Genomic DNA, 20,116 nt, shown 5'->3' with positions numbered 1-20,116 from the left:
CCTCGTGACGCGGCGGTCAGCGGCGTTCGGGCGAGTATCCCGCGTCGCAGAGCGCGGCGACGATGCGGTCCGCGTGCTCGGGCCCCCGCACCTCGAACGTGGCGCGGATGCCGGTCTCGCGCACGTGCAGCTCGAGGCATTCCCGCAGGTGCTGCACCTCGATGAGATCGGCGCCCGCCGCTGCGGCGGCTGCGAGGAACCGAGCGAGTCCCCCTGGGCGGTCGTCGATCCGCGCGAACAGGGCGAGCCGCCGGCCCGCCAGATGCTCGTGGCGCCGGATCAGGCCCGGCACCGCACCGAGATCGACGTTGCCACCCGAGAGCACGACACATGTCGTGCCGACGGTCGGCGGCGTCACCAGCCCCGACATCAACGCCGAGACGCCGACCGCGCCGCCACCCTCGACGGCCAGCTTGGCCCGCTCGAGCAGCATCACCATCGCGTCGGCGATCGCGTCCTCGTCGACGGTCACCACCTCGTCCAACCATCGCTCGACGAGCGGGGCGGTCACCTCGCCGGGCCGCTTCACGGCGATGCCGTCGGCCAGCGTGAGGATCGGTCCGTCGCTCGGCGGGTGACCGGCGTACGGCGCACACACTGCGGCCTGGACGCCGATCACACGGACGTCCGGACGCTGCGACTTCACGGCGACGGCCGTGCCGGCCGCGAGGCCACCGCCACCGAGCGGGACGACGACGCACGCGAGGTCGTCGACGTCCTCGACCAACTCCAAGCCGAGCGTGCCCTGCCCGGCGACCACGACCGGGTCGTCGAACGGGTGACAGAACGCCGAGCCGGTCGCCGCCGCGTGCGCGACCGAGGCCTCGACGGCGTCGAGCAACGTCGCGCCCCGCTCGGTGACCGATGCGCCATAGCCCTCGCAGGCGGCGATCTTCGTGACCGAGGCACCGGTCGGGACGAAGATCTCGGCCCGCACGCCGTGCTGGGACGCCGCGAACGCAAGCGCCTGGGCGTGGTTGCCGGCGCTGCCCGCGGTCACGCCGCGTCCGGCCGCGTCGCCGAGCGATGCCAGCTTGTTCATCGCACCGCGCACCTTGAACGAACCGGTGCGTTGGAGGTTCTCGGCCTTCAGGACCACCGGGCCGTTCCCGGACGAGAGCGTCGCCGAGCCGAGCACCGGCGTCCGTCGGACGACATCGCGCCCCGCCTCGCGAGCCGCCCGGATGCTGTCGAGGTCGACGGGCGCGTCCATGCTGCGAACGTAGCTGGTCACCCGCCGCGGTCGGTCGAGCCGCGACGGCCCGTTCCGGCGATCCGGGGCGGCCCAGGACAGCGCCGTCGTCCGCTGGTCCGGCGCCGAAACGGGGCCGTCTCGGGCCTCTCGAAACTGTGTCGCGGAGTTTGGGAACCCGTTCACGAGCCCTGGTAGCCTCGCTGCCCGATGTCGCTGTTTCTGCGCGATTACCTCACGGTGGTCTGGTTCGGCCTGGCCGCAATTCTGCTCGCCGGCCTCCTGCTGGGCGTGGCGGCTGCCGTGCGCCCGTCGCGCCCCGGCCGCGAGAAGCTGATCGCCTACGAGTCGGGCGTCGACCCGGTCGGGATCGGCTGGTCGCAGAGCCAGATCCGGTACTACGTGTTCGCGCTGCTGTTCGTCATCTTCGACGTCGAGGCGGTGTTCATCTTTCCGTGGGCGACCGCGACCGAGCGCTACGGGTGGTTCGGCCTGATCACCATGCTGATCTTCATCGTGCTGCTGCTCGACGGTCTCGTGTACGCCTGGAAACGAGGGCTCCTCAGATGGGTCTAGTGGATCGCGGGCGAATGCCCGCCCCGCTCACCAAGCTGTTCAACATCGGCCGCTCGTACTCGATGTGGGTGTACCAGTGGGGACTCGCCTGCTGCGCCATCGAGATGGGCGCCGCGTTCGGCTCGCCCCGGTACGACGTGATGCGACTCGGCGTGATCCCGCTGCCGGCGAGCCCGCGGCAGGCCGACCTGGTCGTCGTCTCGGGCACCGTCACGGACAAGATGGCCCCGGCCGTCAAGCGGCTCTACGAGCAGATGCCCGAGCCGAAGTACGTGATCTCGATGGGTTCCTGCGCCAACTGCGGTGGGCCGTACTGGGACTCGTACTCCGTGACCAAGGGCGTCGACCAGATCATCCCCGTCGACGTCTACGTACCGGGCTGCCCGCCGCGCCCCGAGGCGCTGCTCGAGGGCATCGTGCTGCTCCAGCAGCGCATCAAGAACGAGGACATGGGCGCCAAGTGGCGTCACGAGGAGTACACGTCGTTGCAGAAGTCCGCTGCGCTCCGCGAGCCGCAGGAACCGATCGTCGTCGGCGGTGGCCCGATTGAGTGACGCCGGCGCCGACGCCAGCACGGCGACCGACGAGGCCGCCGAGACCCCCGAGCTCCCGGGCGACGGTCTGCGCGAGGGCATCGTCGACGCGCTGCGCGCCGACCTCGGCGAGCACCTGCTCGACACGCACCTCGTGCCGCAGGACGATCTGTGGGTGCGTGTGTCGGCAGAGGCCTGGGCGATCGCCGGCGCAGCTCTCAAGGCACAGGGATTCGAGCACTTCTGCTTCCTCTCGGCGATCGACTGGCTGCCATCGCCGTACGGCAAGGGCGAGGACGACCCCTCCGCCCCGGCCGAGGAGGGCGATGGCGAGCAACCCGAGATGACCAGCGGCTACGCCGGCGGCGAGTCCCGCTTCCAGTTGCTCGCCCGCCTGACCGACATCGAACGCCACGTCAGCATCACGGTGAAGGCCGACGTGCCCGAGTCGATGTCGATGCCGACCTGGATCCCGCAGTTCGCCGGCGCCAACTGGCACGAACGCGAGACGCACGAGATGTTCGGGGTCGGCTTCGACGGACACCCCGACCTGCGCAACATCTACCTGCCCACCGAGTTCGAGGGGTTCCCGCTCCGCAAGGACTTCCCGCTGCTGTCGCGCATGGTCAAGCCGTGGCCCGGCATCGTCGACGTCGAACCCATGCCCGAATCCGACGACGACGGCGGAGACGCATCATGACCATGCTGAACGAACGGCAGCAGCTGAGCTACATCGCGTCGCAGGCGGCCGACGCGCGGCTGAACGTCGAGCTCGAGACCGAGGGCATGACGCTCAACATCGGCCCGCAGCACCCGGCCACGCACGGCACGCTACGCATCGTCGCCCGCCTCGACGGCGAGCAGGTCATCTGGGCCGAGCCGGTGGCCGGCTACATGCACCGGGGCTACGAGAAGCTCACCGAGGTCCGCACGTTCCCGCAGGTCACGACGCTGATCAACCGCATCGACTGGCTCGGCAGCTTCGCCAACGAGGTGCCGTTCATCCTCGCCGCCGAGAAGCTCATGGAGATCGAGGCGCCGCCCCGCGCCCAGTACATCCGCACGATCCTGTTCGAGCTGTCCCGGATCGCGAACGTCGGCCTGTTCCTCGGCGATCTCGGCGTGCAGATGGGCGCCATCACCCCGGTCTTCCTGGCGTTCCGCGACCGCGAGTACGTCCTCAACCTGATCGAGGGCGCCACCGGCGGCCGCTTCCATCCGAACTTCGACCGCATCGGCGGCCTCAAGGACGACCTGCCGAAGGGCTGGATCGACGAGACCAAGCAGGTCATGCGCAAGCTGCGCGAGTTCTGCGACCAGATCGAGGACCTGCTGTTCGGCAACGAGATCTTCCAGAGCCGCACCCGCGGCATCGGGGTCATCCCACCCGACATCGCTACGTCCTACGGGCTCACCGGTGCCAACCTCCGGGCTTCGGGCGTCGACTGGGACCTGCGCCGCGACCAGAACCTGCCGATGGCGTGGGACAAGGCCGACTTCAAGGTCTGGACCCATCCCGACGGCGACTCGTGGGCGCGCTGCTGGGTGCGACTGCAAGAGACTCGCGAGGCGACCAAGATCGTCGACCAGCTCATCGACGACCTGCCGGCCGGACCCGTGATGGCCAAGGTGCCGCGCATCATCAAGGTCCCCGAGGGCGAGGCCTGGGTGTCGACGGAGAACCCGCTCGGCGAGATGGGCTACTACGTGGTGAGCAAGGGTGACCTGGGGCCGTTCCGGGTGAAGATCCGCTCGGCGAGCTTCAACAACATCTCGATCACACCCTGGGTGCTGAAGGGCGTCTACGTCCCCGACATCATCACCATCCTCGCCAGCCTCTACTTCATCCTCGGAGACATCGACCGGTGATCGCCCACCTTGCGGTTGAAGTCCCCTACTGGGGGCAGTCGCTGCTGCGCGTGTTGGGCGGGATCGCCGCGGTGCTGCTGCCCGCGGGCACGATCGTCTACGTCTTCCTGTTCAAGATGATGTCGTTCATGCAGAGCCGGCTCGGACCCATGGAGGCCGGGCCGTACGGCTCGATGCAGCTGCTCGCCGAGGTCGGCAAGTGGCTGCAGAAGGAAGACATCATCCCCGAGAACGCCGACAGCACGATCTACAAGATCGCGCCGATCATCGTGCTGATGTCGACGTTCCTCCTGGTCGTCGTCGTGCCGTTCGGTCCCGACGCCTGGATGACGAACTTCCAGGCCGGCGTGTTCTACGCCCTGGCCGTCGGCTCGGTGTCGGTGATCGGCATCCTCATCGCCGGCTGGTCGAGCGCCAACAAGTACTCGCTGCTCGGTGGGCTGCGTGCTGCCGGTCAGCTGATCGCCTACGAGCTGCCGATGGTGCTCGCGGTCGTCGGCGTGGTCATCCAGGCGGGTTCGATGAACCTGCAGCAGATCGTCGTCGCGCAGAACACGCAGGAGATCTTCGGCTGGAACGGCATCGGCCTGCCGTTCGTGCTGACGCAGGGCGTCGGCTTCCTGATCTTCATGGTCGCCGTCCAGGCCGAGCTCACGCAGGCGCCGTTCGACATGCCGATCGCCGAGTCCGAGCTCGTGTCCGGCTACATGACCGAGTACTCCGGGTTCCGGTTCCTGATGTTCTTCATCGGCGAGTTCGCCACCGCCGGTGTGTTCGCCTTCATCGCCTCGGTGCTCTTCCTCGGCGGCTGGGGTGTGCCGTTCAGCTGGTTCGGGTGGGAGACGCTCGACGACGTCGACAACTGGATGAACGTCGTCGGCCCAGTGATCATGCTGTCGAAGATGGTGTTGCTGACCGGCATCATCATGTGGGTACGGTTCAGCTACCCCCGGTTCCGCGAGGACCAGCTCCAGCGATTCGCCTGGAAGGTCCTGATCCCGATCTCGCTCGCCAACATCGCCGTCACGGCGGTCCTGAAGGTGGCGCTCTGATGTTCATGTCACTCACTTCGTTCACTTCGTGTCAGACACAACCTGAACGGTTCACTTCGTGTCTGACACAACTTGAACGGGGGTGGTGGTGATGCCCCCGAAGCCGAAGGTTCCCGGGCTGATCAAGGGCCTGGGTGTCACGATGGGCACGATGTTCCGCACCGTCAAGGACGGCGCGGCCACCGTGCAGTACCCGCACGCCAAGGAGACGCCGCCGATCCGCGCCCGTGGCGTGATCGCGCTGCACGAGGACAACTGCACGGCCTGCATGCTGTGCTCTCGCTCGTGCCCCGACTGGTGCATCTACATCGAGGCACACAAGCAGCTCGCCCCGCCCCGCCGCGCCGGGGGCAAGCCGCGCCAGGTCAACCACCTCGATCGCTTCGACATCGACTACGCGCTGTGCATGTACTGCGGCATCTGCGTCGAGGTGTGCCCGTTCGACGCGCTGTTCTGGAGCCCCGAGTACGAGTACTCCGAACCGCGCATCGCCGACCTCCTCCACGACAAGTCGAAGCTCGGCGAGTGGATGGAGACCGTGCCCGAGGCGCCCGAGTTGGAAGCGGGGGCGCAGAAGTGATGCTCGACGTGAGAGCGGTCTCCGGCGGTCGAGCGAGCGCGAGCGAGCCGAGCGCTGATGGGGTGTGGGGGCGCAGCCCCCACGGGATGATGGAGACCGTTCCCGAGGCGCCTGGGCTGGAAGCGGGGGCGAAGAGGTGACGAGCCTGCTCGCGCAGTCGGCCGACGTGAACGTCGCGCAGAACGTCGGGTTCGGCATCATTGCCGCGATCATGATCTTCGCCGCGCTGACGGTCGTCTCGACGAAGAACGTCGTGCACGCCGCGCTCTGGCTGGTGGTGGTGCTCGGCGGCGTCGCCGCGCAGTACATCCTGGCCGCCGCCGAGTTCGTCGCCGTCTCGCAGGTGATGGTCTACATCGGCGCCGTCATGGTGCTGTTCCTCTTCGGCATCATGCTGACCCGCGCCCGGCTCGGCGCCGACACCGATCTCAACAACAAGGGCTGGGGCCTCGGCATCCCGGTCGCGGTGCTGATCCTGGGCGTGCTCGCCTACGTCGTCATCGACGCGTTCGAGGACACCGTGCTCGTCGACCCGACCGAGGAGCAGATCGCCGGCACGACGGTCGCCCTCAGCGACGGGTACCTCGGGCCCTACCTGATCCCGCTGATCGCACTCTCCTTCGTCCTGCTCGCCGCCGCCATCGGCGCGATCGTGCTCGCGAGGAAGGACTGATGCTCGCCGTCAACTTCCTGCTGCTGTCGGCGATCCTGTTCTCGATCGGCGTGTTCGGCGTCATCGCCCGCAAGAACGCGGTCATGGTGCTGATGTCGGTCGAGCTGATCCTCAACTCGGTCAACCTCAACCTCGTCGCGTTCGCGCTGATGAACAACAACATCGACGGTCAGGTGTTCGCGTTGTTCGTCGTCGCGGTCGCCGCCGCGGAGGTGGGCGTCGGACTCGGCATGGTGCTGATGGTCTTCCGCAACCGCCGCTCGATCGCCCTCGACGAGCTCTCGGAGATGAGGGGCTGATGACAGCGATCGTCCGCCGCGGTCCGTCGATCGCCTCCGGTACCGAATCGGAGGTGAGTGGCTGATGTTCGCTGCAGAAGCCCTGAAGTCCGGTTGGTTCCTCGAGAACGCGTGGCTGATCCCACTGATCCCGGCGATCGGGTTCGCCGTCATCCTGCTGTTCGGCAAGCGGCTCCCGCAGGGCGGGTCCGAGGTCGGGATCGCGTCGATGGCGGCCTCGTTCGTGCTCGCCGTCGGCGCCTCGTATCAGTGGATCGACCGCGTGCACTCCGCCGGCCACAGCGAAGGCGAGGGCGCACTCGGCGTCGCGCGCGGCTTCGCACGGTCGATCTTCCCGCGCGCCGAGGAGGGCGGGGAGGCCGAGCCGTACGTCGAGCCGGTGATCCGAACCTGGACCTGGTGGCAGAACGACGGCCTCGAGCTCACGCTCGGCCAGCACATCGACGGGCTCGCCGTCATGGCGCTGCTGCTCGTCAGCTTCATCTCGCTGCTCGTGCAGATCTACTCGACCGAGTACGTCAAGGGCGACCGTCGCTACACCCACTTCTTCGCGTCGATCACGCTCTTCTCGGCCGGCATGCTGGTCATGGTCTCGGCCGAGTCGATGGTCCAGTTCATCCTCGGCTGGGAGATCATGGGCCTCTGCTCGTTCCTCCTGATCGGCCACTGGTGGGAGGACCGGGCCAACAGCGAGGCCGCACTCAAGGCGTTCTGGACGGTGCGCGTCGGCGACATGGGTCTGCTCGTCGGCGTCGCGATCATCTACTTCGGCGCCGCCGGTTGGGCCGAGGAGCGGGGCTCGAACGGCTTCTCGATCCAGTCGATCTCGGGGTGGGCGCTCAGCGAGGGCGCCGACTCCCAGGTCCTCTTCTGGGGTGCGATCGCGCTCTTCATCGCCTGCATCGGCAAGTCGGGCCAGTTCCCGCTCCACACCTGGCTCCCCGACGCGATGGCCGGGCCGACGCCCGTGTCGTCGCTGCTGCACTCGTCGACGATGGTGGTGGCCGGCGTCTTCCTCGTCGCCCGGCTCTACCCGGTCTTCTTCGAGGGCCTCGACATCCTCGATACCGGCGTCAACCTGATCGCCGTGATCGGCGCGATCACGATCATCATCGCCGCCGCGCTCGCCTTCGTGCAGGACGACATCAAGAAGGTGCTCGCGTACTCGACGGTGTCGCAGCTCGGCTACATGATGATGGGCCTCGGCGTCGGCGCCTGGACGCCGGCGGTCTTCCACATCTGGACGCACGCCTTCTTCAAGTGCTGCCTGTTCCTCTGCGCCGGCTCGATCAGCCATTCGGCGTCGCACCACAGCTTCGACATGAAGCGCGACATGGGCGGCCTGCGGAAGTACATGCCGATCACGTTCTGGACGTGGATGGTCTCGACCGCTGCGCTGTGCGGGCTCCCGTTCTTCTCCGGCTTCTGGTCGAAGGACGAGATCATCGACAACGCGTTCAACAACGACTACGACGTGTTCTTCATCGTCGGCCTCGTCGGCGCGGTGATGACGGCCGCCTACATGACGCGGGCGACGTACCTCACCTTCTTCGGCGAGCCGCGCGGCGCGGCCGCCGGCGAGCACCACGACCCGCACGACCCGGCCTACGCACACGGTGAAGAACACGCGCTCGACCTGATCGAGGAGCACGAGCACGAGCTCGCCATGGCGGCGGCTGGTTCATCTGCGGCAGCCGCTGGTGACCCAGCTCACGGCGGTGACCACGCCGATGATCACGGCCACGGTGGCGGTCACGGCAACGGTGGCGGTCACGGCGACGACCACGGCCACGGCGACGATCACGGCAACGGCGACGATCATCATGCCGAGCCGCACGAGTCGCCGTGGCGGATCACCGCGCCGCTCGTGATCCTCGGGTTCCTCGCGGTCTTCTCGGGCTACCTCAACGCGCCCGGCGCGCCGTTCGAGACCGAGTACTTCCTCGAGTGGGTCGAGCCCCGCGGCGTCGAGGTCGGTGCCGAGAGCGCAGCGGACGAGGAGGGCATCATCGACGAGGGACTCCTCGAGGAGGCGACCGGCACGTTCGGTCGCTCCGGGCCCGCGGTCGTGCCGTTCCCGGGCGCCGACGAGGGCGGCGACAAGAAGTCGGGCTGCGGCTTCGAACCCGCTTCCGAAGGGGTGTGCTTCGCGCCCAAGGTTCCGCACGCCGAGTTCAAGTGGTCGAAGGCGGCGATCTCGATCGGCCTGGTGCTGTTCGGCATCGCGATCGCGGCGTGGATCAGCCTCGGTGTCTTCGGGGATCGCAAGCACCCGCTGAAGGGCCTCACCGAGCGCAACCGGCTGGCCGGCGCCGGCCACCGCTTCCTCGTCAACAAGTACTACCTCGACGACCTCTACGAGAAGATCATCGTCCGCGGCGTCGCGCACCCGATCGCCAAGGGTGCCTACTGGATCAACCAGAAGGTCATCGACGGCATCGTCGACGGCGCCGGTCGCTCGGGCAAGCGCACCGGTGAGTGGGTCTACCGCAACATCGACCAGCGGGTGGTCGACGGCGCGGTCGACGCCTCGGGGCTCGTCGCGAGCGAGTCGGGACATGCCCTCCAACCCGTGCAGTCCGGCAAGGTCAACCAGTACGGCGCGCTGCTGTTCGGCGCCGCCGCGGTCGGCGCCATCGTCCTCATCATCCTCAACGTCTAAGGCGACGCAAGGCAATCATGGATCCCCTTTTCAACGACAACTGGCTCCTCTCGGTCGGCACGTTCCTGCCGCTCGCGGGCGTGCTGCTGATGATGTTCATCCCCGCCGTCGAGGAGCAGCTGCACAAGCAGATCGCGATCCTCACCTCGGGAGCCACGGTGGCGGTCGGCGTGTGGACGCTGATCGCGTTCGACTACGGGCAGAGCGAGCGGCTCCAGTTCGTCGTCGACGAGGAGTGGATCGGCGTCATCAGCTCGAACTACACGGTCGGCCTCGACGGCATCAGCCTCCCTCTGTACTTCCTGTCGATGGCGGTGACGTTCCTCGTGGCGGTCTACACGTACGAGAACATGCCCGACGCCGGGAACCCGAAATCGTTCCTCATGCTGATGCTCGTGCTGCAGGTCGGCATGGCCGGCACGTTCATCGCCCAGGACCTGATCCTGTTCTTCGTGTTCTTCGAGCTGGTGCTGCTGCCGATGTACTTCATGATCGGCGTGTGGGGCGGGGAGGAGCGCCAGTACGCGTCGCTGAAGTTCTTCCTCTACACGATGTTCGGTTCGGCGCTGATGCTCGTCGCCTTCCTGGCGCTCTTCTTCCAGACCGACGCCGTCAGCTTCGGCTTCGCGCACCTGATCGAGGCCGGGGCCGGCGTCGACCGCGACGTGCAGGTCTGGATCTTCGCGGGCATGTTCGTCGGGTTCGCGGTGAAGGTGCCGATGTTCCCGTTCCACACCTGGCTCCCCGACGCGCACACCCAGGCTCCGACCCAGGGCTCGGTGATCCTGGCGGCGATCCTGCTGAAGCTCGGCACGTACGGGTTCGTGCGGATCGCGCTCCCGATGCTGCCGCAGGGCGCCGAGGCATGGGCGCCGGTGATCGGCATCCTCGCCGTCATCGGCATCATCTACGGCGCGCTCGGCTGCCTCGCCCAGACCGACATGAAGCGCCTGATTGCGTTCTCGTCGGTCGCCCACATGGGCTTCGTGATGCTCGGCATCTCGACCCTGACCGAGTTCGGCATCAACGCCGCGCTGTTCGGCATGGTCGCCCACGGCCTGATCACCGGCATGCTCTTCTTCCTCGCCGGGTCGATCAAGCACCGCTACCACACGCTCGAGATCAAGCGGCTGTCGGGCATGCTGATCCAGATGCCGAAGATGGGCTGGATCCTCGGCTTCTCGGCGATGGCCTCGCTCGGCCTGCCCGGCCTCGCCGGCTTCTGGGGCGAGTTCCCGGCCATCCTGTCGGCGTACCAGCCGATGGAGGGCCTGTCGGTCGAGCTGTACCGCACGCTGATGGTGATCGCCGCGCTCGGCACGGTGCTGGCCGCCGGCTACCTGCTCTGGCTCTACCAGCGCACGGCGTTCGGTGAGCCGAACCCCGAGTTCACCGACCTTGGAAGCGGCAGCGGCCACGGCAACCACGGTGCACCGGCGCTGAGCGCGGCCTCGAACGAGCACCACGACGACGACCACGCCGCCGACATCCACGACGTGACGCCGATCGAGTGGATGTCGTGGACGCCGTTCCTGATCGCGATCGTCGTGTTCGGTGTCTATCCGCAGCTGATGTTCCGGGTGATGGACCCGGCCGTCAGCCGCCTCGTCGACCAGATCGGTGCCGGCATCCCGTGATCACCACGCTGCTCGCCCAGACGGCCGACTGGATCCGGCCCGACGTCGACTGGCACGGCCTCGCGCCCGAGCTGGTCCTCGTCGTCGGCATCAACGTCGTCCTGCTCGTCGACCTCTGGATCGACGAGAGCAAGAAGTGGATGATGGCCACCCTCTCCGGATTCGTGATGCTCGGCGCCTTCATCCCGGTCGTCACGCTGGCGGTGATCGGCGACGACGTCAGATCGATGTTCTTCGACCGCTACGTCGTCGACGAGTACGCCCTGGTCCTGAAGGCGCTGTTCCTCCTGATCGGCTACGTCGTCGTGCTGATGAGCCAGACCGAGCTCGAGGAGGGGGGCTACTACCAGGGCGAGTTCTACGTGCTGCTGCTCGTCAGCATCCTCGGCATGGTGATGATGGCGTCGTCGCGCGACCTGGTGTCGATCTTCGTGGCGCTCGAGCTGCTGTCGATCCCCGCCTACATGATGGCGGCCTGGCGCAAGCGCGACGCCAAGTCCAACGAGGCCGGCGTGAAGTACTACCTGCTCGGCGTGTTCGCCTCGGGTGTGCTGCTGTACGGCATGTCGTACCTGTACGGCACGACCGGATCGACCAAGCTCGACGAGATCGGCGCCGCGTTGATCAGCGACGACCTGCTGCCGATGCAGGTGATCGCCGTCGTGTTCGTCATCGTCGGGTTCGGCTTCAAGGTGTCCGCCGTGCCGTTCCACACGTGGGCACCCGACACCTACGAGGGTGCGCCGCTGCCGGTGACGGCGTTCCTGTCGGTCGCGTCCAAGGCGGCCGGCTTCGTCGGCCTGATCACGATGCTGTTCCTGGCCCTCTACGCCGCCGACGGGGTCTACGAGCCGTTCATCTTCGCCCTCGCCGCGTTGACGATGACGATCGGCAACGTCTTGGCGTTGCGGCAGACCAACATCGTACGCCTGCTGGCGTACTCGTCGGTCAGCCAGGGTGGCTTCATCCTGATGCCGCTGGCCGTCATCGCCTCCGGCGACGCAGCAGAGGCGTCGCTCAAGGCGGTCGTGATCTACCTCCTGATCTACGCCTTCTCGAACCTCGGGGCGTTCGCCGTCGTCATGGCCGTCAGCCGCAAGACCCAGAGCGGTGAGATCAGCTCGTTCGGCGGGCTGATGAGCTATGCACCGGGCCTCGGGATCCTCATGACGATCTTCCTGGCGTCGCTGACCGGCATCCCGCCGCTCGGCATCTGGATCGGCAAGCTGGCCGCCTTCCGGGCGCTGCTCGACGCGGGCGACGGCATCGGCTACACGCTGGCCGTCATCGCCGCGATCAACACGGTCATCGCCGCGGCGTACTACATGAAGGTCGCCCGGGTGATGTGGATGCAGCCGGTGCCCGACGGTGACACCACGCCGATCCGCACGCCGCAGCCGATCGCCGCGGCGCTGACCATCTGCACGGCCGGCACGATCGTGCTCGGCCTCGTGCCCAGCCTGGTGCTGCGCTTCGCCGACCTGCCGGACCTCAGCGGCAACGGCCTGTTGAGCCTCGGCGGCTAGATGTCGCGAGTTGTGTCAGACACAACTCGCGACGCCGTGTCGTTCGACCGGTTCATGGCGGACGCGCTGTACGGGCCCGCCGGGTTCTACACGGCGGGCGGGCGGGCCGGGCGCCGCGGCGACTTCATCACGTCGCCCGAGGTCGGACCGCTGTTCGGCGCCGTCGTCGCCCGGTTCCTCGACGCCGAATGGGATCGGATCGGTCGGCCCGATCCGTTCACCGTGGTTGATGCCGGGGCCGGGCCGGGCACGCTCGCTCGCTCGGTGCTGGCGGCTGTGCCCGCTTGTGCGCCAGCGATGCGATTCGTCGCCGTCGAGGTCGCAGCAGCGCAGCGGGAGCAGCATCCCGACGGTGTCGAATCGGCCGCCGAGTTGCCGGACGGGTCGTTCGACGGGGTGGTCTTCGCGAACGAGCTGCTCGACAACCTGCCGTTCCGGCTCGCGGTCTTCGACGATGGCTGGCGCGAGGCGTACGTGGTCGAGCTGCCCGACGGTCGGCTGGTCGAGCAACTGAGCGCGCCGTTCGAACCGACGCCCGACGTGTTGCCGTCTGCGCCGAGCCTGGGCGCCCGTGCGCCGCTGCAGGACGGTGCCCGGCGGTGGGTCGAAGCCGCACGGTCGCGACTCTCCTCGGGCTCGGTCGTGGCGATCGACTACGCCGTGCCGACCACCGCCGAGCTCGCCGCGCGCCCGTGGCGGGAGTGGCTACGGACGTACCGCGGTCACGAGCGCGGCGGTCACTACCTCGCCGACCCCGGGGCGCAGGACATCACCAGCGAGGTCGCGATCGACCAGCTGCCCGAGCCCGATGCGGTCCGCACCCAGGCGCAGTGGCTGCAGCTCCACGGCATCGACGAGCTCGTCGTCGAGGGCAAGCTCCACTGGGAGCAGCATGCCGCGCAGCCCGATGTCGCTGCGATCCGGATGCGGAGCCGAGTGAGCGAGGCGGAGGCGCTCCTCGACCCGGCCGGACTGGGCAGCTTCAGCGTGCTCGAGTGGCGGGCCTGACGCACCTCATGCGCCGAGCACGGCGTCCAGCGCCCGGTGCGTGGCGGAGGCGTAGCCGCCGCCGAACTTGATGGCATGCACGACCAGCGGGGCGAGCTGGTGTAGCGGCACCCGCTCTTCCCAGCCATCGGCGAGCGGGAACGCATCGGCGTACGCCTCGTAGCACTCGGCTCCGTAGCCGCCGAACAGGCGCATCATCGCCAGGTCGAACTCGCGGTGACCACCGTGGGCGGCCGGATCGATCAACCACGAGTCGCCGCTCGTGTCGATGAGCCGGTTGCCGGCCCACAGGTCGCCGTGCAGCCGGGCGGGTGGTTCGGGCGGTCCACCGAGGTCGGCGAGCCGGTCGATCACGACATCGAGCACATCGAGCGTGTCGGCAGGCAGCGCGTGGCCGTCGGTCGCCAGCCGTGCCAATGGCTCCAGCCGGCGGGTCGCGTAGAACTCGACCCACGTCTCGCACGGGTCGTTGGGCAGGCGACGGCTACCGGTCGTCCGGCGGTCCTCACGACCGAAGCTCGGCGCACCGGCCCGGTGCAGGGCAGCGAGCTGTGTGCCGAGCTCGCGTTCGGTGCCGGCCCGACCACGGTCCTCGTCGACCCACTCGAGGACCAGGTGGGGCGACGCGGCGCCGTCACCGTCGGAGACCGCCAACACCGCCGGCACGCGCACCGCCCCGGCATCGCGAAGCCACGCCAGGCCGGCCGCCTCGGTCGTGAAGAACCCGGGCGGCGGCGCCCGATGCGTCTTCGCGAAGACCCGGCGGCCGTCGGCGAGCTCGAAGCGGAACGACTCCGCGACGTCACCGCCGCCGAGGCGTGATCGTGACGTGACCGTGGCGCCGAGTGCTGTCGCGACGTCGCGTGCGAGAGAGTCCACGCCTCCTTGGTGTAGCCGACAGGCGGGCTCGGTTGCGACCGGCGGCTCGGTCAGGCATGGCCGAGCAAGGGGCTACGCGTAGCCCGCGACGTCGACGACGACATGGGTGGGGGCGAGCGTGTAGACGCAGATCGTGCCGGCGGGGGAGAGCTTGGCGACGAGCTCGTTGGGACGGGTGGTACCGGGCCCGTAGTTGATCGACGACGCGGTGGGCAGGGTGCCGCAGGGGTGAACGGTGGCGAAGCCGGGCGCGGTGCCGCCGGTGACAGTGAGGTTGACGACTGCCGATGTGGCGTCGGCGGGGACCTTGCCGCGGCCGGCGATCCGGACCTCCCACGTCGTGCGGGCGCCGCGGATGCCGGTGTCGCGATACTCGCCGTCGACGGTGGGCTCGTCGCGCGAGTCCGCGAAGCGGGCGGGCGTCAGGGCGGAGAACGCCGGGGACTCGGCCACGAATCCGACGACGTCGACGACGACGTGGACGTCCGTGAGCACGTACACGCAGACGTTCCCTGTGGGGGACAGCTTGGCGACGAGCTCGTTGGGGCGGGTGTCGCCGGGCCCGTAGTTGAGGCTCGAGGCGTTCGGGAGCGTGCTGCACGGATGCACGGTCGCGAACCCGGGTGCCGTGCCACCGGTCACGGTGAGGTTCACGACCACCGCCGCGGCATCTGCGGGGACGTCGCCGCGGCCGGCGATCTGGACCTCCCAGGTGGTGCCGGCCCGACGGATGCCGGTGTCGCGCTCTCGGCCGTCGAAGGTGGGCTCGTCGCGGCTGTCGGCGTAGCGGGCCGGGGTGAGCGCTCGGTACGGCGAGTCGGTGACGTGACCGACGACGTCGAGGATCACGTGCACGTCGCTCAACACGAACACGCAGACCGTGCCCGTTTCTGACAGCTTGGCGATGATCTCGTTGGGGTCGACGCCGCCGGCGAGGTAGTTGACCGACGAGGCGTTCGGGAGGGTGCCGCACGGGTGCACCGTGGCGAAGCCGGGTGCCGTCCCGCCGACGGTGGTGATGTTCAGCACAGCTGCAGCGGCGTCGACGGGGACGTCGCCGCGGCCGGCGATCTGGATCTCCCAGGTCGTACCGCCGCGACGGATGCCGGTGTTGCGGAACTGGCCGTCGAACGTCGGCTCGTTGCGTGAGTCGGCGAACCGGGCCGGCGTCAGCGAGTCGAAGACCGAACGGTCGTCGTCGGCGTCGCAGTCGTCGCCCGTGCCGTCGCCGTCGAGGTCGGCTTGATCTGCGTTCGCTCTCGCGGGGCAGTTGTCGGCGTCGTCGGGCACCCCGTCACCGTCGTCGTCAGGATCGCAGGCGTCGCCGAGCCCGTCGCGGTCGAGGTCGGCCTGGTCCGTGTTGGCCTCCGACGGGCAGTTGTCGATCGGGTCGAGCACGGCGTCGTCGTCCTCGTCGCAGGTGTCGTGGTCCGCGACACCGACGTCGCGCAGGCTGGCGTCGATGCCGCCGGTGTCGACGCCCGCGACGACCTCGACGAGCAGCGCCTGAGCCTCCTCGGTGGCGTCGCACCACCATTCGGTGTGGCGCGGGACGAACTCCCACGTTCCTTCGAACGTCACGGTGTAGTCGTCGGCCGGCGGGAGGTGGCCGATCGTGTACTCGCCGGGGTCGAAGCCGAACCAGCCGGACGGGATCGACCGGCACCAGCCGATCGTCTCGCTGCACGCCGTGACGTTCGCCTCGGTCGAGAACAGCCCCCGACCGGTCGAATCGGTCACGAAGCCGCTGATCGATCCCGCGGGGTCGAGGTCGCTGTCGACGGCGCTCACATCGGAGCTCGCGACGACCGGCGTCGCGTCGAGGAGGGCCGACGTGTTCGGCCAGAACTCGTCGGCCCAGTCGGGGTTGCGGCTCTGGAAGCGCACGAAGTAGCTGCCCGGCTTCATCTCGTCGAGCACGTAGGTGCCGTCGGCGCCGGCCGAGGTCGTGTACGGGCACGTCGAGGCGTCGATACACGCTGCGACCGCTGCGCCGATCGAGGGTGTCCCGCCCTCCAGCACCGTGCCCGAGATCGAGACCGATGGCTCGAGACGGGCGTCGATGCCCGTGACCACGGCGCCAGCGGCGGCGTCGACGGTCGTGGCGGTGTCGAGACCGGGCGCATCGTCCCAGTACTCGGTCGCGAGGACGTCGTTGTCGTCGGAGAACCGGATCACGTAGTCGCCCGGTGTGAGCCCGATGAGTTCGTAGTCGCCATCGGCGTTCGTGAACGCCGTGTCGTTGCCGTCCGGCCCGGTGACGGTCACTCGGATCGACCCGGCCTGTCCAGGTGTGGGAGCGGTGACGGTGCCCGAGATCGACGCGCCCTCGGCGAGTTCGGCGTCGATGTCGGGCGTCGTCGTGGCGTCGACGACCTCGACGAGCGTCGCATCGAGCGGCTCCGACGCGTCGTCGTACCACTCGGTGAAGTAGGTGCCGCCGAAGAACGCGACCCGGTAGTCGCTACCGGGCTCGAGACGCTCGATGACGAACGTGCCGTCGGCTGCGGTGGTCGCACTGCCGAAGCCGTCCCCGCTGGCGTTCACGTTGATGCCCTCGACCGGCGCGCCAGTGGTGTCGGTGACCGTGCCGCCGATCGACCCGTAGTGCCGAAGCACCTGGTCGACGTCCGCCGTCTCGGCGCCGGGGGCGACGGTGACGTCACCGCCGTCGTAGAACTGGGCGACGACCTCGGGGAACTTGGAGAAGTAGAGCGTGCTCTCGCCGGCTGCGGCGTCGGAGATCTCGTACGTGCCGTCCGGTGCGGTCACGGCCGCAGAGCAGGCGGCACCGGTCGTGGGGCAGGCGCGCACCGTCACGTTCTCGATGCCCGTCGAGGTCACGTCGGTGACGGTGCCCGAGATCGATCCGCGTTGGAGGAGCACCGCGTCCGGGAGGCTGAAGCCGGATCCCAGCGCGAGATCGAGCACCGTGGCGTCGGCGCTCGTCGCCGCGTCCAACCAGTACTCCTCGTTGTAGCGACGATCGCCATCGACGTAGTGGACCGTGTAGCTGCCCGCCGACACGAGCACGCCCCACTCGCCGCTCGCGCCCGTGGTGTCCTGTTCACACTGGCCGCCGTCGGTCGGGCAGACCTGCACCCGCACACGTTCGAGGGGTGTGCCAGGAGGACTGACGCCGTTCGTGTTGCCGATCACGTTGCCGCTCACGCTGACGAGCACCTCGAGCGCAGCGTCGATCCCGCTGACCGCTTCGCCGGCGGCGACCGTGACGGGCGTCCGGTCGGCCCAATCCTGGGCATCTTCCCAGAACTCGCCGGCGTACGGTCCGCCCGACGGGGCGAAGTACACCGCGTAGTCGCCGGGCGGAACGGCGATCGTGTACGTCCCGCCGTTCGTGACGGCGTCGAGGCAGAACCCGCCACCCTCCGGGCAGGCCTCCACCGTCGTACCGGTGAGGAGTGTGCCCGACTCGCTCGTCACCGTGCCCGAGATGGTGCCGTCGGCCGCCTCGACCGTCGACGGGGTGGTGACGACCACAATCGCCGTCGTGAGCATGATCAAGGAGAGGCCGAGCGTCCGCATTCGTGCACCGTACGACAGCCCTTCTCGCCGGCCCAGGGTGCTGACACCCCTCTCGTGCAGGGTGTTCGCGCCGATCGCTCGGGCGCCGATCCTCGTTGCAGGCTGGCGGTCGGCGCTCGGCCGGGGCCGGGATCGAGCCACTGGCCGAGACGCAGGCGGTCATCGAGGCGTGGCCTGCCACCGACACCTTGGCGTACCATCGGAACTGGAAAGCACCTGGAAGGGGACCTCGTTAACATGACCGATGCATCGCAGGACACCATTCAGGCACTCGCGACCGAGACCCGTACCTTCCCGCCGTCCGACGCGTTCCGGGCCGGAGCGCTGACCGCAGACTCGGCCCTCTACGACGAGGCACGGGCCGACGACGAGGCCTTCTGGGCCCGCCAGGCCACCGAGCTGATCCGCTGGACGAAGCCGTGGGACGCGGTGCTCGAGTGGCAGCTCCCGTACGCCAAGTGGTTCATCGGCGGGCAGCTCAACGTGAGCGACAACTGCCTCGACCGCCACGTCGACGCCGGCCGCGGTGACAAGGTCGCCATCCACTGGGAGGGCGAACCCGGTGACACGCGCACCATCACCTACGCCGACCTGCTCGATGAGGTGAAGAAGTTCTCCAACGTGCTGAAGGGCCTCGGCGTCCAGAAGGGCGACCGGATCAACATCTACCTGCCGATGATCCCCGAGGCGGCGGTCGCGATGCTCGCATGCGCCCGCATCGGCGCCCCGCACAGCGTCGTGTTCGCCGGCTTCTCGTCGCAGTCGCTCGCCGACCGCATCAACGACGCGGACGCCAAGCTGCTGATCACCGCTGACGGCTTCCACCGGCGGGGCGCGGTCTTCCCGCTGAAGCCCGCGGCCGACGAGGCCGTGGCGGCCACGAGCACGATCGAGCACGTCGTCGTCGTCCAACGCGGCCACAACGACGTCGACATGGTCGACGGCCGCGACGTCTGGTACCACGACCTGATGGCCGACGCATCGGCCGACTGCCCGCCCGAGCCGATGGACGCCGAGGACCTGCTCTTCCTCCTCTACACCAGCGGCACCACCGGCAAGCCCAAGGGCATCATGCACACCACCGGCGGCTACATCACGCAGGCGACCTACACCCACAAGTACGTGTTCGACCTCCACCCCGACACCGACGTCTTCTGGTGCACCGCCGACGTCGGATGGATCACCGGCCACACGTACATCGTCTACGGCCCGCTCTCGAACGGCTGCACGCAGGTCATGTACGAGGGCGTCCCCAACCACCCCGGCAACGACCGATTCTGGGCGATCGTCGAGAAGTACGGCGTGACGAAGTTCTACACCGCGCCGACGGCGATCAGGACGTTCATGAAGTGGGGCGCGGAGGAGCCGGCCAAGCACGACCTCTCGTCGCTCCAGCTGCTGGGCACGGTCGGTGAACCGATCAACCCCGAGGCCTGGATGTGGTACCACGAACACATCGGCGGCGAGCGCTGCCCGGTCGTCGACACCTGGTGGCAGACCGAGACCGGCGGCATCATGATCAGCCCGCTTCCCGGTGTCACCACCACCAAGCCGGGGTCGGCGACGCACCCTCTGCCCGGCATCTCCGCCGAGTTGGTCGACGACGAGGCGAACGTCGTCACCGTCGGTGGTGGGTACCTGACGTTGACGCGGCCGTGGCCCGGCATGCTGCGCGGCATCTGGGGCGATCCCGACCGCTACCAGGAGGCCTACTGGTCTCGCTTCGAGGGCCGCTACTTCGCCGGCGACGGCGCCAAGCTCGACGACGACGGCTATCTGTGGCTGCTCGGCCGGGTCGACGACGTGATGAACGTCTCGGGGCACCGGATCTCCACCACCGAGGTCGAGTCGGCGCTCGTGTCGCATCCGGCGGTCGCCGAGGCCGCCGTCGTCGGCGCCAACGATCCCACCACGGGTCAGGCGGTGTTCGCGTACGTCATCCTCCGCGGCGGTGCCGACGTCTCGGTTGCCGAACTGCGGGACCACGTCGGCACCGAGATCGGCGCCATCGCCAAGCCGAAGGCCATCTTCGTCACGCCGGATCTGCCCAAGACCCGCTCGGGCAAGATCATGCGGCGCCTGCT

16 protein-coding genes are annotated in these 20,116 nt (G+C 68.5%); 13 read left to right on the top strand and 3 right to left on the bottom strand.

Annotated elements, in window-relative coordinates:
* Positions 1-16: 16 nt before the first annotated feature.
* Entirely contained in the window at positions 17-1,213 is a 1,197-nt protein-coding gene (locus QNJ12_RS10910) for a threonine ammonia-lyase (protein ID WP_300622670.1), read from the bottom strand.
* A gap of 189 nt (positions 1,214-1,402) precedes the next feature.
* Between QNJ12_RS10910 and QNJ12_RS10905 the strand changes: the two genes are divergently transcribed.
* The 12 genes from QNJ12_RS10905 to QNJ12_RS10850 all read left to right on the top strand — a co-directional run bounded on the left by QNJ12_RS10905 (position 1,403) and on the right by QNJ12_RS10850 (position 13,607).
* Positions 1,403-1,768: an NADH-quinone oxidoreductase subunit A gene (locus QNJ12_RS10905; RefSeq protein WP_300622669.1), complete on the top strand. Its 366-nt coding sequence runs from the start codon at positions 1,403-1,405 to the stop codon at positions 1,766-1,768.
* The gene (locus tag QNJ12_RS10900; RefSeq protein ID WP_367281777.1) at positions 1,759-2,322 is read left to right on the top strand and encodes an NADH-quinone oxidoreductase subunit B; all 564 of its coding nucleotides are present in this window, start codon (positions 1,759-1,761) and stop codon (positions 2,320-2,322) included. Before QNJ12_RS10905 ends, QNJ12_RS10900 begins: the two co-directional genes overlap by 10 nt.
* Positions 2,306-3,001: an NADH-quinone oxidoreductase subunit C gene (locus QNJ12_RS10895; protein WP_300622667.1), complete on the top strand. Its 696-nt coding sequence runs from the start codon at positions 2,306-2,308 to the stop codon at positions 2,999-3,001. The genes QNJ12_RS10900 and QNJ12_RS10895 overlap by 17 nt, the downstream gene beginning before the upstream one ends.
* Complete coding sequence (locus tag QNJ12_RS10890) at positions 2,998-4,170, top strand: NADH-quinone oxidoreductase subunit D 1 (protein WP_300622666.1); 1,173 nt, start codon at positions 2,998-3,000, stop codon at positions 4,168-4,170. Before QNJ12_RS10895 ends, QNJ12_RS10890 begins: the two co-directional genes overlap by 4 nt.
* Positions 4,167-5,222 carry a complex I subunit 1 family protein gene (locus QNJ12_RS10885; protein WP_300622665.1) on the top strand — a complete coding sequence of 352 codons (1,056 nt, stop codon included), beginning with the start codon at positions 4,167-4,169 and terminating at the stop codon, positions 5,220-5,222. The genes QNJ12_RS10890 and QNJ12_RS10885 overlap by 4 nt, the downstream gene beginning before the upstream one ends.
* 91 nt (positions 5,223-5,313) lie before the next feature.
* Entirely contained in the window at positions 5,314-5,802 is a 489-nt protein-coding gene (locus QNJ12_RS10880) for an NADH-quinone oxidoreductase subunit I (protein WP_300622664.1), read from the top strand.
* Between the two features lie 136 nt (positions 5,803-5,938).
* On the top strand, positions 5,939-6,475 hold the full coding sequence (locus tag QNJ12_RS10875; protein WP_300622663.1) for an NADH-quinone oxidoreductase subunit J: 537 nt from the start codon (positions 5,939-5,941) through the stop codon (positions 6,473-6,475).
* Positions 6,475-6,774, top strand: coding sequence for an NADH-quinone oxidoreductase subunit NuoK (gene nuoK / locus QNJ12_RS10870; protein WP_300622662.1), 300 nt, complete (start codon positions 6,475-6,477; stop codon positions 6,772-6,774). Before QNJ12_RS10875 ends, nuoK begins: the two co-directional genes overlap by 1 nt.
* 64 nt (positions 6,775-6,838) lie before the next feature.
* Positions 6,839-9,436, top strand: a complete 2,598-nt coding sequence (locus QNJ12_RS10865; protein WP_300622661.1) for an NADH-quinone oxidoreductase subunit L — start codon at positions 6,839-6,841, stop codon at positions 9,434-9,436.
* A gap of 17 nt (positions 9,437-9,453) precedes the next feature.
* Positions 9,454-11,073 (top strand): NuoM family protein, encoded by a 1,620-nt coding sequence (locus tag QNJ12_RS10860; protein ID WP_300622660.1) that lies wholly within the window; start codon positions 9,454-9,456, stop codon positions 11,071-11,073.
* Positions 11,070-12,599, top strand: coding sequence for an NADH-quinone oxidoreductase subunit N (locus QNJ12_RS10855; RefSeq protein ID WP_300622659.1), 1,530 nt, complete (start codon positions 11,070-11,072; stop codon positions 12,597-12,599). The genes QNJ12_RS10860 and QNJ12_RS10855 overlap by 4 nt, the downstream gene beginning before the upstream one ends.
* Positions 12,600-12,611: 12 nt before the next feature.
* Positions 12,612-13,607: an SAM-dependent methyltransferase gene (locus QNJ12_RS10850; RefSeq protein WP_300622658.1), complete on the top strand. Its 996-nt coding sequence runs from the start codon at positions 12,612-12,614 to the stop codon at positions 13,605-13,607.
* A gap of 6 nt (positions 13,608-13,613) precedes the next feature.
* Here QNJ12_RS10850 and QNJ12_RS10845 read toward each other — a convergent pair whose 3' ends face one another.
* Positions 13,614-14,486 (bottom strand): fructosamine kinase family protein, encoded by an 873-nt coding sequence (locus tag QNJ12_RS10845; protein WP_300622657.1) that lies wholly within the window; start codon positions 14,484-14,486, stop codon positions 13,614-13,616.
* Positions 14,487-14,558: 72 nt separating this feature from the next.
* Complete coding sequence (locus QNJ12_RS10840) at positions 14,559-18,032, bottom strand: collagen binding domain-containing protein (RefSeq protein ID WP_300622656.1); 3,474 nt, start codon at positions 18,030-18,032, stop codon at positions 14,559-14,561.
* Between the two features lie 237 nt (positions 18,033-18,269).
* Between QNJ12_RS10840 and acs the strand changes: the two genes are divergently transcribed.
* The coding region (gene acs / locus QNJ12_RS10835; RefSeq protein ID WP_300622655.1) for an acetate--CoA ligase at positions 18,270-20,116 on the top strand (1,847 nt) is incomplete at its 3' end.

Origin of the sequence: Ilumatobacter sp., assembly GCF_030065885.1 — a bacterium.
GTDB lineage: Bacteria > Actinomycetota > Acidimicrobiia > Acidimicrobiales > Ilumatobacteraceae > Ilumatobacter.
The sequence above is the reverse complement of the archived record's forward strand: the minus strand, read 5'-3'. Positions and strand labels throughout refer to the sequence as shown.